We start from the raw sequence: 13074 nt of genomic DNA, 5'->3' as shown, positions 1-13074 counted from the left end.
CGTCCAATGGGCACCCCGACCGCAGGGGTCGACCATGTCCATGTCATCCGACTACAACAATTCAAAAAAGACTGCGGTAATGGTTATGAGTAAAGCGGACGCCTTCACACAGGCAGGGAAAACCGCGGTGTTGCAGAACATCCAGGGTACGTTGCAATTCCTTCAGCGCTTCCCGCCCTTCAACCAGATGGAACACGCTCACCTGGCGTATCTGGTCGAGCAATGTCAACTGCGTTTTTACGCCCCCGGCGAGAGCATCATCAAACCCGCCGACGGGCCGGTCGAGCACTTCTATATCGTCAAGCAAGGCCGGGTCGTGGGCGAGCGTCCGCATACGGCAAAAGGTGGCACCGAAACGGTCTTCGAGATCACCACCGGCGAATGTTTCCCCCTCGCGGCGTTGCTGGGTGAGCGGGCGACCCGCACCGAGCACCTGGCCGGCGAAGACACCTTCTGCCTGCAACTGAACAAACCGGCGTTCATCCGCCTGTTTTCGCTGTCGGACACCTTCCGCAACTTCGCCTTGCGCTGCGTCAGCAGCCTGCTGGATCAGGTCAACCAGCAAGTGCAGCAAAAAGCCGTGGAAACCCTGGGCACCCAATATTCGCTCAATACCCGACTGGGCGAATTGGCCATGCGCCACCCCGTAACGTGCGGCCCGCAGACGCCATTGCGCGAAGCCGTGACGTTGATGCACGAACAACAGGTCGGCAGCATCGTGGTGGTCGATGAGTGCAAGGCGCCATTGGGGATTTTCACCCTGCGCGACCTGCGCCAGACCGTGGCCAACGGCAGCAGTGACTTCAACGAAGCCATCGAAGGCTACATGACCCGGGCGCCGTTCTTCCTGTCGCCGGATCACAGTGCATTCGACGCGGCGATTGCCATGACCGAGCGTCACATCGCCCATGTCTGCCTGGTCAAGGACCAACGCTTGTGCGGCGTGGTTTCCGAGCGCGATCTGTTTTCCCTGCAACGGGTCGACCTGGTGCACCTGGCGCGCACTATCCGCAATGCCCAGAAAGTGGAAAACCTGGTGGCGCTACGGGGCGAAATCGGTCAACTGGTCGAGCGCATGCTGGCCCATGGCGCGTCTTCGACGCAGATCACCCACATCATCACCTTGCTCAACGACCACACCGTGTGCCGGGTTATCGAACTGATCCTCGCCGAAAAAGGCGACCCCGGCGTGCCGTTCAGCTGGCTGTGCTTCGGCAGCGAAGGCCGTCGCGAGCAGACCCTGCACACCGACCAGGACAACGGCATTCTGTTCGAAGCCAGGGATGCGGCCCATGCCGCCGAGATTCGCGGCAAGCTGCTGCCCATTGCCCAGCAGATCAACCAGAGCCTGGCGCTGTGTGGTTTCACCCTGTGCAAGGGCAATATCATGGCCGGCAACCCCGAGCTGTGCCTGTCCCGGGCCGAATGGGCGCGGCGCTTCGCGGCGTTTATCCGTGAGGCAACCCCGGAGAACCTGCTGGGTTCGAGCATCTATTTCGACTTGCGCGTGGTCTGGGGCAACGAACAAGGCTGTGAGCAGTTGCGTCGGGGCATTCTCGATCAGGTCGGCGACAACCGTTTGTTCCAGCGCATGATGGCCGAGAATGCGCTACGCAATCGCCCGCCCGTAGGACGTTTCCGCGAGTTCGTGCTGGCGCGTAAAAATGGCGAGAAAGCCACCCTGGACCTGAAGATCCAGGGTCTGGCGCCCTTTGTCGACGGCGCCCGGTTGCTGGCCCTGGTCCACGGTATCGAAGCGAACAACACGCTGGAGCGTTTTCGCCAGTTGGTCGAAAAGGAGATCATCGCTCCCCTGGACGGCGCCGCGTACGAAGAGGCCTATCACTTCATCCAGCAAACCCGCATGCAGCAACATCAACTACAGACCCGGGAGAATTTTCCTTACTCGAACCGGGTCGATCCCGACAGCCTCAATCATCTGGACCGGCGCATCCTGCGTGAGTCCCTGCGCCAGGCACAGCGCCTGCAAAGCAGCCTGGCCTTGCGGTATCAGTTATGAGCCTGTTTTCATGGCTGCGCCCGGCCGGCCCGAGCTTGTCCGCCGACCTGCAGCAACGCCTTCAACGCCTGCCGACGGTCACCGGTTTGAGTGATTGCAGCCTGCGCGAGCAGCGCTGGGTAGTGCTCGACCTGGAAACCACCGGGCTGAATATGAACAAGGACCGGGTACTGTCCATCGGCGCCGTGGTGATCGAGGATGGCGCGATCGATTTCAGCCGACAGTTCGAGCGAACCTTGCAATGCGAGGAACTCAAACTCGGCCCCAGCGTGCTGATCCACGGCTTGGGCCCTAGTGCAATTGCTGCCGGCAGTGATCCAGCCGAGGCGCTGCTCGAATTCATGGAGTTTGTCGGAGACAGCCCGGTTTTGGCCTTTCATGCGCCGTTCGACCAGCATATGTTGGGGCGCGCACTGAAGGATCATCTGGGTTACAAGTTGCAGCATGCCTTTCTGGACGTGGCAGACATTGCGCCGCTGCTATGCCCCCAGGCGCACATTCGCGAGGCCGGGCTGGACGACTGGATCGACTGGTTCAAGCTCGAAGTCTTCGAGCGCCACCACGCCAGCGCCGACGCCCTGGCCACCGCTGAATTGATGTTGATCCTGTTCAGCCGTGCGCAACAGCAGCAAATCCACAGCCCGTTGAATTTGCAACAGCGCTTGAATCAGTGGAAGCGACGGCAACAGGCGCCGTCTTTCTGACCCACATGCCATCCTTGTAGGAGCGAGCTTGCTCGCGAAAATCGTCAACGGTGACACGTTTTTCCGGTAAGACCGAGGTGTCAGATAATTTTTTGCGAGCAAGCTCGCTCCTACAAAAGCCGTCACCAGATTCCCACCCGACCAACGCCAATTGCTTACCTCCCTCGCCTCTGCCACAATCGCGAACAATTCTCGTTAGTTAATACTTCCCAATCGGTGATGCGGCGTGTCGTCAGTTCCAAGCCCTCAAAGTGAGCTCGTCGGTGCGTTATATCGCGACCATCGCGGCTGGCTATTGGCCTGGCTTCGGCGCAACGTCGCCTGCCCACAGCGGGCCGAAGACCTGAGCCAGGACACTTTCGTGCGCTTGCTGGGCCGCGAGGAACTGAAGGTCCCGCGCGAGCCCCGGGCGTTCCTGGTGGCGATCGCCAAGGGCCTGCTGTTCGATTACTTCCGTCGCGCCGCACTCGAACAGGCCTACCTCACCGAGCTGATGCTGATTCCCGAAGCCGAACAACCGTCGGTGGAAGAACAGCAAATGATCCTCGAAGACCTGAAAAACATCGACCGCCTGCTCGGCAAGCTTTCCAGCAAGGCCCGGGCAGCGTTCCTCTACAACCGCCTCGACGGCCTCGGCCACGCAGAAATCGCCGAGCGCCTCGGTGTGTCGGTGCCCCGGGTGCGCCAGTACCTGGCCCAAGGCATTCGCCAGTGCTACATCGCGCTGTATGGTGAGCCGACATGAACCCGCTCAACTCCAAACCGGTATCGGCCAGCGTGCTGGACGCGGCAATTGCCTGGCAGTTGTCCATGGACTCCGCCAACCCGGTAGAGCGCGAAGAGTTCGCCAAGTGGCACGCGGCCCACGAAGAGCACGCCCGCGCCTGGCGCCAGCTGGGGATGCTCGACCAGCGTTTCAGCGTGGCCAGCGGCCCGGCCCGCACGGCCTTGCTGCAGTCGCGCACAGGCATTCGTCGGCGAGTGCGCAAGCTTGGCAATGGTGTCGCCAGTATCGTTGCCGTGATCGGCCTGGCCCTGTTCGCCGGGGATCGTTACCTGCCGATCGACTATTGGCTGGCCGACCAGCGCACCGCCGTTGGCGAGCAGCGCACCCTGCGTCTGGCTGACGGCACGCTGATCAATCTCAATACCCACAGCGCGCTGGATCTGCGTTTCGATGAAAAGCAGCGGCGCATCGTGCTTCAGGAAGGCGAAATCCTGGTTGAAACCGGTCATGGCGATCCCCGGCCGTTCATCGTCGAAACCCGCGAAGGCAGCATGCGTGCGCTGGGTACTCGGTTTCTGGTCAAGCGCGAGGAAGATGGAACGCGCTTGAGCGTTTTGCAGTCGGCAGTGGCGGTTCACCCTGAGTCCAACCCTGACGAACTGATTCTGCGTGAAGGCCAGCAGGTGCTGATCCGCAACAACGGCCTGGGTCCGGTTCTGGCGGTCAACCTTGGCGCGGATGCCTGGACCCGCGGCATGCTGGTGGTGGACAACACGCGGCTGGAAGATCTGGTGCATGAAATCGGCCGCTATCGAAACGGTTACGTCGGCGTCGCGCCGGAAGTGGCCGACCTGCGCATCACCGGCAGCTTCCCGCTGCGCGACACCGACCTGGCACTCAATGCCCTGCTGCCGACCCTGCCGGTGCAGATCGAACAGCACACGCAATGGTGGGTGAAGGTCGTGGCCAAGGCCGATACCAAACCCTGAAATGCTTTGTGTCTGATTAACCGTCATCGCGAGCAAGCTCCCACATTGGAATGCATTTCAAAATGTGAGAACGAGCTTGCTCGCGATGACGGCGTTCGACTCCCCGCAAAAACCGGTTTGACCCAATACCAGCCGCAACCGACTTCTGAATCGAAATTATTTTCATCCAGCCCTATCACTTTTTGATTTTCGTTCGGCACACAGGCAATTGAGAAATGTTTCCATTCAGGAGCCGCTGTATGCCTCGTTCGCTAGACTCCCTGTTGCGCCGCAGTTTGCTGGCGGTCGCCATTGCCCTTTGCACCCCGTTGACCTGCAGCCAACTGGTCGCCGCTGAACAGGCGTCCAGCGTCCGCGCCTACAACCTGCCGGCCGCGCCGCTGGCCAGCATCCTGAACCAGATCGCCAGCCAGGCCGGTTTGGCCCTGTCGTTGAATCCATCCCTGGCGGCGGGCAAGACCTCGGCGCCGGTCAAAGGCCAGTTCGACGCTGCCGGCGCCCTGCGCGAAGCCCTGCGCGGCACCGGGCTGCAACTGGTACAGAGCAGTGCGGGCACCTACAGCCTGGAGGCCGTGCCCGAGGGTGTGATGGATTTGCCGGCAACCAGCGTGATCGGCGTGCAAGATTCTGAAAGCGCATGGGGTCCGGTACAGGGCTACCTGGCCAAGCGCACCGCCGCCGGCACCAAGACCGACACCGCGCTGGTCGAGGCGCCGCGTTCGATTTCGGTCGTCACTCGTGAGCAGATGGACGACCGCAACGCCCACACCCTCGACGATGCCGTGCGCTACTTGCCGGGCATCACCTCCAGCAGCTTCGGCAGCGACACTCGCGCCGACTGGTTGCGCGTGCGGGGTTTCGAGCCGACTCAATTCCTCGACGGCCTGCCACTGCCAAAAGGTGTGTACTCCAACCCGAAACAGGAAACCTGGAACCTCGACCGCCTGGCGCTGCTGCGCGGCCCGGCCTCCTCGGTGTACGGCCAGACCCCGCCGGGCGGCCTGCTGGACATGGTCAGCCGTCGCCCGAGCGCTGAAGCCAGCAGCGAGATCCAGTTGCAATACGGCAGCGACAATCATCGCCAGATCAACTTCGCCAGCACCGGCAAGATCGATGACGAAGGCCAGTTCCTGTACAGCCTCAGCGGCGTACTGCGCGACGGCGGCACACCCATCGACCACATCGATGACAAGCGCTACAACATTGCGCCGAGCCTGACCTGGAACATCGACGAAGACACCAAACTCACCCTGCTCACGCAGTTCACCCGTGACGATACCGGTATCACCAGCCAGTTCTATCCGATCCAGGGCACCAAGATCGACATGCCGTTCGGCGATATCTCCCACCACAAGAACCTGGGTGACCCGAACTACGACTTCTACGACCGCACCTACTACGCGCTGGGTTATGCCTTCGAACACCGCCTGAACGATGTCTGGCAGTTCCGGCAGAACCTGCGCTACACCAAGTCGGAGCTGTCGTTCCAGGCCGTGACCGTCAACAGCTACGGCCCCTCTTACGGGTCTATTGTCGACGATCAAGGCAACACCGGCCGTGGCACTACCAATGTCGACGAAGACATCGCCCAATTCGCCGTGGACAACAATTTCCAGGGCGACTTCGTCACCGGCGACGTCAGTCACACCTTGCTGATCGGCCTGGATCACCAGCGCAACACCACCAACTACCTCTCGATCTTCGGCACCGCACCTGACATCAACGTCAACGACCCGGTCTATGGCTTGCCGATCACCCGTCCGCCACGCTCCACTGCCTTCTATGACTACGAACAGAAGACTCAGCAGACCGGCCTGTACATCCAGGACCAGATGGCCCTCGGCCAATGGCGCCTGACCCTCGGCGGTCGTGAAGACTGGGTCCACACCGGTACCACGTTCTTCAACAAGGGCGATGCCACCAACACCGAACGCGACAAGAACTTCAGCGGCAACGCGGCGATCAGCTACGTGTTCGACTCGGGCTTCGTGCCCTACCTGTCCTACGCCGAATCGTTCCAGCCGACCAGCAATGCCGTCGCCTCGCCGACCGAGTCGTTCAAGCCGACCGAAGGCAAGCAATGGGAACTGGGAATCAAGTACCAGCCACCGGGCAGCAACACCCTGCTGACGGCAGCTGTGTATGACCTGACCCAGAAAAACGTTTCCGTCACCAACAACGTGGGCAACGTGACAGTCACCAGCCAGACCGGCGAAGTGAAAGTCAAAGGCCTGGAGCTGGAAGCCGTTTCCGACGTGACCGAAAACCTCAAGGTCACCGCTGCCTACACCCTGGCAAAATCCGAAGTGCAAGAGGGCATCTACAAGGGCAATCGCCTGCAACTGATGCCTAACCAGCAAGCGTCGGTATGGGGCGACTACACCTGGCACAACGGCGTGCTGGACGGCTTCGGCATTGGTGCCGGCGCGCGCTATACCGGCAATACCTATGGCGACCAGGCCAACACCTGGCTGGGCAAGGCCGATGCCTACACGGTGTTCGACGCGGTGGTTCACTACGACCTCGGTCGCCTGGACAACAGCCTCAAAGGCGCTTCGCTGGCCGTTAACGCGACCAACCTGTTCGACAAGGACTACATCTCGACTTGCGACAGCTACTACTGCTACTACGGCGACCAGCGCAGTGTCGTCGCAAGTGCAACCTACAAGTGGTAACGCGTTGAGCTGACACGCCCAATGACCAGGCCGTCCTTCGTGGACGGCTTTGGTTTTTCTGAAGGCTATGAAATGAAAAGTAAAACAATTCGCCGCTGGTCCGCTGTTCATACCTGGGCCAGCCTGATTTGTACGGTGTTCCTGTTGCTGCTGGCACTGACCGGCCTGCCGCTGATCTTTCACCACGAGATCGACCACTTGCTGGGCGATGCGCCTGACGTGAAGGAAATGCCGGCGGACACCCCGCACCTGAATTTGCAGCAGTTGGTGGAAGCGGCCGAGAAGCATCGCCCCGGTGAAGTCATGCAGTATTTCGGCTTCGAGGACGATGAACCCAACGCGGTGCTGACCATCATGGCCGCGACCGCGGGCACCGAGCCGAACGCGTCCCACACTTTCATGCTGGACGCCCGTACCGGCGAAGCACTGGAAACGCCATCGGCCAACGGCGGTTTCATGATGACCATGCTGCGCCTGCACGTGGACATGTTTGCCGGGCTGCCGGGCAAGTTGCTGCTGGCGTTCATGGGCATTCTGTTCGTGGTGGCGATTGTCTCCGGCACGGTGCTGTACCTGCCGTTCATGCGCCGCTTGAAATTCGCCACCGTGCGCCAGGAAAAATCCACCCGCCTGCGCTGGCTCGACCTGCATAACCTGATCGGCGTCGTGACGCTGACCTGGGCTCTGGTGGTCGGCGTGACGGGCGTGATCAGCGCCTGCGCCGACCTGATCATTGCCGCCTGGCGCAACGACAGCCTGAGCGCGATGGTCGCGCCGTACCGCGATGCGCCACCGCTGACGCAACTCGCGCCCGCGACCCGTTTGCTCGACATCGCCAAGGAAGTCGCACCGGGCATGCAGCCGGACTTCATCGCCTTTCCTGGCACGCGGTTTTCCAGCGAACACCATTACGCGGTGTTCATGAAAGGCCGCACGCACCTGACCTCACACCTGCTGACGCCGGTACTGATCGATGCCAGCACCCTGCAAGTCACCGCCGTGGCCGAACGACCGTGGTACATGGACGCCATGGGCATGTCGCAACCGCTGCACTTCGGTGACTACGGTGGCATGCCGATGCAGATACTCTGGGCGACCCTGGATGTGCTGACCATCATCGTGCTCGGCAGCGGGGTCTACCTGTGGGTGGTGCGGCGCAAGGCGGTCAGGCCGGTGCCGGAAAAAGCGGAGAACGTGGCATGAAGCCCCGGCAGTCGAACTTCTGGAAGGTATTTGCCATTCCGACCGTCATCGCAGTGCTCAGCGCGGCCGGGTTGTTTGCCGCGTTGCTCGGTGATGGTGTGTGGGATTCACTTAGCTGGCTGGGCTTGGGCATCCCCGCAGCCCTGGCCCTTCGCGGTCTATTCCAACGCTGCTGCCCCCTGTAGGAGCGAGCCTGCTCGCGATGGGGCCGTATCAGTCGACATTGAATTGCCTCACACATCGCCATCGCGAGCAGGCTCACTCCTACAAGGGTGTTTGCCATCTTGAGCTATCGCTCCAACACGCTATGCTGCCCGTCACTGCCACCGACCGAGACGCTGCCATGTCCGCCCCGAGCATGACCCTGTACCACAACCCGCTCTCTCCCTTCGTTCGCAAAGTCATGGTGCTGCTGCACGAAACCGGCCAGCAGAATCGTGTGGCGTTGCAGACCAGCGTGCTCACCCCGGTCAACCCGGACCTGACCCTGATCGAAGATAACCCGCTGAGCAAAATCCCGGCCCTGCGCCTGGCCGACGGCAACATCATCCACGACAGCCGGGTCATCCTCGACTACCTCGACCACCAGCACGTCGGCAACCCGCTGATCCCCCGCGAAGGCTCGGCCCGCTGGCGGCGCCTGACCCTCGCGTCGCTGGCCGACGGGATCATGGACGCGGCCGTGCTGGTACGCTACGAAACCGCCCTGCGCGCCCCGGAAAAGCACTGGGACGAATGGCTCGACGGCCAGCGCAACAAGATCCGTCGCGCCCTGGCATTGCTGGAAAAGGACGCGATTGCCGAGCTGACCTGCCACTTCGACGTGGCCGCGATCAGCGTGGCCTGTGCACTGGGTTACCTGGACCTGCGCCATCCGGATCTGGATTGGCGCACGGCGAATCCGCAGTTGGCGGCGTGGTATTTCGAGGTGAGCCAGCGGCCTTCGATGATTGCGACGATGCCGAAGGTTTAGATCTTCGCTGACTGCTCCACCCCCTTCGCGAGCAGGCTCGCTCCCACCTTTGACTGCGGTCCCATGTGGGAGCGAGCCTGCTCGCGATGGCAGCACAACGAATCCAGCTCAAACAACCCGGCAATCAGCGTCGCCAACACCCTCCCCTCTCGCTGGTCCTCCCGCAACCCCACCGACCGGCTCATTGCACCGCTCCAATATCGAAGTCCAAAGGTTTCGGCGTTTTTTGCCCAACCCCGTACCAGTCCAGCTTGCGGGTCAGCACCATGAACACGCCCAGCAAGCCGAACAGCAGCAACGAGCCCATCAACAACGCGTAATCCTCTGCACTCAACAACCCGTAGAGCAGCCCATACAACGCCGCCAATCCCGCGGAAAAGCTCAGCCCGTGTCGCACGCTGCGCAACACGTGGCAAACGTAGAACCCGATCAACAACACACAACCGCTGGCTGACAACAGGTACGCCAGGGCAAAGCCGATGTGCTCGGACAACGACAGCAACAACAGGTAGAAGAACGCCAGTGCCACCCCCACCAACGCGTATTGCACCGGGTGCACCGCGAGGCATTTCAGCACTTCGAACAGGAAGAACCCGGCGAAGGTCAGGACAATGAACAGCAACGCGTATTTGATCGCCCGATCGCTTTTCAGGTACTGGTCCACCGGGTCGATGAAGCTCACCCCGAAGCTGCGACCGGACAACGCCTCACAACCGCCGCGGGACACGCAGCTGTTCAAGGTTTCTTGCAGGTTGGTGGAGAAAAACGAGGTCTGCCAATGGGCGGTAAAACCTAGATCAGTGATCTCGCGCTGGGCAGGCAGGTAGTTGCCGATGAAGCTTGGATGAGGCCAGTTGGCATTCAGCGAAACTTTGCTGGTCTTGCCCACCGGCAGGATCTGTAACTGACCGGTGCCTTGCAGTTTCAGGTCAAAACCGAAGGCCAACTCCGTGACCTGTTTTGTCTCCAACGCTGGCAGGGTCACGTGGACGCCTTCACCCAGCCAGCCCACCTGGCTGCCCGGAATGAAATCCAGTTTCTGGCCATTGAGTTCAAGCTTCAAAGCGTTTTCGATACCCCGAATGTCGCTGATACCAACGGCGAGGAACGGCTGGTCGAATCGGTAATCGGCGAACTCTTCCTTGATGCCCAGTTGAACCGGCAGGGAAAAGTGGCCGCTGATGCGGTTGTCGGCATGGAACAGCCGCGCCTGGTAGATACCTCGGGAACGCAGTTCGGTCTGAACGTCTGCGTCGACTTCGAAGCGCTCCGGCAGAAAATACAACCGACCGCGCTCCTCACCGATCTCCTGATAACGCTTGTTGGTTTTTTCGTGGATCTTCCAGGTGCGCACGACTTTACGATATGGCACCACCATCAGCGGCCCGCTCAATTGCTGGCTGTAACTGGAACTGCGGGCAATGTCTTCGAGCACGCCGTCGCGCAATTGCTGGCGGTCCTGGATCACGCCGTTGATCATCAGCAGTGGAACCAGCAATAACAGAATCAACAGGGCAATCGCCCCGAATTTTAGGGCCAGGCTACGGTTCATGGGACTCTCCCTGTTTTTGATGGGGAAAGTCTGGGTGGGCTGTGTGAGGAATGAATGGAGGGAGTGTGGAGACTTTGTGGAGACTGGGCCGGTCCTAAGGTAAGTGCAATGTCACTTCCACACCGCCATCGACATTCCCGATGCTCATCGTACCGCCATGCAGCTTGACCACTTCCTCGACAAAATTGAGCCCAAGCCCGGTGCTTTTGCGCCCGCTGTCCGGTCTCGGCAACGAATAGAAACGCTCGCTCAACCGTGGCAACGCATAGTCGGGAATCGGCTCTGCCTGATTGAAAAGCTTGAACTCGACCTGCTCGCCTGCCCGTTCGGCGGTGAATCGCAGCCCCCCCTCAACAGGGGTGAAATCCAGCGCATTGTCCAGCAGATTGCCCAGTGCCTGACGCAGCAAAAACGGCTCGCCGATCAGCGCCAGGTCCGATGGAATCGTTTGCTCTACGCGCAACTGTTTGCCTTCGATCCGCGCCGCTTGCGCGTTCAGCAGGCCATTCACCAACGCCGCCAATGGCACCGCCACCCGCTCCTCCAGCCCCTGGCGCTGCTCGACCTGAGCCAGATTCAGCAAGCGCTCGATCAACTGCTGCATGCGCGCACTTTCGCTGTCGATGTTGCCGACAAACCGCTGCCGTTGGGCCAACGGCATCTCGCCTTGCAGCAACTCCGCCGCACCACGAATCGCCGCCAGCGGACTCTTCAGCTCATGGGTCAAGGTGTGTACGTAGCGCTCGACGTAGGCCTTGCCTTCAAGCTGCGTGCGCATCTGCTCCACCGCTGTAGCCAATTGCTCCAGCTCACCGCCGTGATAATGCGGCACTTCAACCCGCCGGCCTTCACTGACGCCTTGGGCGTACGCCGTCAATCTTCGCAGGGCGCGGCTCAGCCACCAGGACAACAACGCGCCGAACAGCAGACCGAGCCCGATCAGCCCGGCGCCATAAGCCAGCAACCGGCGCTCGGTGCGATCCACATAAGGCTGCAACGAGCTATTGGGCTTGGCCACGGTGACCACGCCGATGATCTGGCCGTTGTCGCGAATCGGCGCGCCGACATGCATCACCGAAGACCCCGGATCGTTCGCATCATTGCGCGTGGAGCGAGCGCCGTATTCGCCGCGCAGGGTCAGGTAGACGTCATTCCAGCGCGAGTAATCCTGCCCCACCGCCGCCCCGCTGGAGTCCAGCATGACAATGCCCTTGGCGTCGGTGACGTAAATGCGATGGTTGACCTGATTCTTTGGCAAGCCCCAGATTTTCGCTCCGGGCTGCCGTTCACCATAGGCCTTGAGCAGTTCCGGCCAGCGGTTCTGGTTGAGGCTGCCGGCCTTGAAGTCGTCGTGCAGGATCTCGGCCATCAGGTTGGCGGTATCGACCAGGGTTTCTTCGGTGGACTGACGAACGCCGGGCCGGATCTCTTGCATGACCGTGTTGAGCACAAAGTAGCCAGTCAGGCCGATGAACAATGCGTAGACCAGGAAAATCCGGATTCCCAGCGGCATCAGCTTTGTCCCGGGCTGTAGCTGTAGCCAAGACCGCGATGGGTCTGGATCGGCTCGGCGTCAGCCTTCACCAATCGCAGCTTGGCGCGCACGCTCTTGATGTGGCTGTCGATGCTGCGCTCGTAACCGGCGTCGGCGGCCACGCCCAGGGCATCGAGCAACTGTTCTCGACTGAAGACGCGCTCGGGCTGCTCCAGCAGGCATTGCAGCAGGCGGAATTCATGGCGGGTCAGGGTCAGCAGTTGACCGCGATAACTGATTTGCACACGTTCTCTATCGATGCGAAACAGTGCCGTCGACGGTTCGTTCACCGTGCGGGGCGCCATGCGCTTGAGAATCGCCCGGACTCGCGCCGCCACCTCCCGAGGGCTGAACGGCTTGACCACGTAATCGTCGGCACCGATTTCCAGGCCCACAACGCGATCGATCTCGCCATCCCGGGCACTGAGAAACATCACCGGCACTTCGCTGAAGCGCCGCAGTTGCTTGCAGGTTTCGAAGCCGCTGATGTCCGGCAGGCCGATATCGAGAATGATCAGATCCGCCGGGGTCTGGCGCTGATGTTCCAGCGCCGCCGCGCCGAGGCTCAACCATGTGGTGGTGAAGCCCTCGCCTTGCAGGGCGAAAACCAGGGTGTCGGCAATGGCCGCTTCGTCTTCGACAATCAGGATATGAGGCATGGCGTCCGAGCCCGGCAGGGATATGGGCGAACGGTGCC

At 61.1% G+C, this 13074-nt stretch carries 11 protein-coding genes; 8 read left to right on the top strand and 3 right to left on the bottom strand.

Going from position 1 to position 13074, the window contains the following annotated elements:
• Positions 1 to 79 precede the first annotated feature (79 nt).
• From ACM6J5_RS25400 to ACM6J5_RS25365, 8 genes are all read left to right on the top strand, one after another.
• Positions 80 to 2020: a DUF294 nucleotidyltransferase-like domain-containing protein gene (locus ACM6J5_RS25400; RefSeq protein WP_414929553.1), complete on the top strand. Its 1941-nt coding sequence runs from the start codon at positions 80 to 82 to the stop codon at positions 2018 to 2020.
• On the top strand, positions 2017 to 2724 hold the full coding sequence (locus ACM6J5_RS25395; RefSeq protein ID WP_095944914.1) for a PolC-type DNA polymerase III: 708 nt from the start codon (positions 2017 to 2019) through the stop codon (positions 2722 to 2724). The genes ACM6J5_RS25400 and ACM6J5_RS25395 overlap by 4 nt, the downstream gene beginning before the upstream one ends.
• Before the next feature lie 226 nt (positions 2725 to 2950).
• Complete coding sequence (locus ACM6J5_RS25390) at positions 2951 to 3469, top strand: RNA polymerase sigma factor (protein WP_008048225.1); 519 nt, start codon at positions 2951 to 2953, stop codon at positions 3467 to 3469.
• Positions 3466 to 4440 (top strand): FecR domain-containing protein, encoded by a 975-nt coding sequence (locus tag ACM6J5_RS25385; protein WP_414929552.1) that lies wholly within the window; start codon positions 3466 to 3468, stop codon positions 4438 to 4440. The genes ACM6J5_RS25390 and ACM6J5_RS25385 overlap by 4 nt, the downstream gene beginning before the upstream one ends.
• A gap of 239 nt (positions 4441 to 4679) precedes the next feature.
• Positions 4680 to 7115: a TonB-dependent siderophore receptor gene (locus ACM6J5_RS25380; protein WP_414929551.1), complete on the top strand. Its 2436-nt coding sequence runs from the start codon at positions 4680 to 4682 to the stop codon at positions 7113 to 7115.
• A gap of 72 nt (positions 7116 to 7187) precedes the next feature.
• Entirely contained in the window at positions 7188 to 8318 is a 1131-nt protein-coding gene (locus ACM6J5_RS25375) for a PepSY-associated TM helix domain-containing protein (protein WP_095944927.1), read from the top strand.
• Complete coding sequence (locus ACM6J5_RS25370) at positions 8315 to 8503, top strand: hypothetical protein (protein ID WP_095944911.1); 189 nt, start codon at positions 8315 to 8317, stop codon at positions 8501 to 8503. Before ACM6J5_RS25375 ends, ACM6J5_RS25370 begins: the two co-directional genes overlap by 4 nt.
• 158 nt (positions 8504 to 8661) lie before the next feature.
• A complete protein-coding gene (locus ACM6J5_RS25365) occupies positions 8662 to 9291 on the top strand; it encodes a glutathione S-transferase family protein (RefSeq protein WP_172435377.1) in 630 nt (209 codons plus the stop codon).
• A 181-nt stretch (positions 9292 to 9472) separates the two neighbouring features.
• On the opposite strand, the gene creD is transcribed toward ACM6J5_RS25365, so the two are convergent.
• The 3 genes from creD to creB all read right to left on the bottom strand — a co-directional run bounded on the left by creD (position 9473) and on the right by creB (position 13036).
• Entirely contained in the window at positions 9473 to 10843 is a 1371-nt protein-coding gene (gene creD, locus ACM6J5_RS25360) for a cell envelope integrity protein CreD (RefSeq protein WP_414929550.1), read from the bottom strand.
• Positions 10844 to 10937: 94 nt separating this feature from the next.
• Positions 10938 to 12356 carry a two-component system sensor histidine kinase CreC gene (creC, locus tag ACM6J5_RS25355; protein ID WP_095944907.1) on the bottom strand — a complete coding sequence of 473 codons (1419 nt, stop codon included), beginning with the start codon at positions 12354 to 12356 and terminating at the stop codon, positions 10938 to 10940.
• Positions 12356 to 13036, bottom strand: a complete 681-nt coding sequence (gene creB, locus ACM6J5_RS25350) for a two-component system response regulator CreB (RefSeq protein WP_095944906.1) — start codon at positions 13034 to 13036, stop codon at positions 12356 to 12358. The genes creC and creB overlap by 1 nt, the downstream gene beginning before the upstream one ends.
• Positions 13037 to 13074: the final 38 nt, after the last annotated feature.

It is taken from the genome of Pseudomonas sp. IT-P74, from assembly GCF_949768175.1.
In the GTDB taxonomy this organism is placed as follows: Bacteria; Pseudomonadota; Gammaproteobacteria; order Pseudomonadales; family Pseudomonadaceae; genus Aquipseudomonas.
This window is presented reverse-complemented; position numbering and strand designations above follow the sequence as displayed.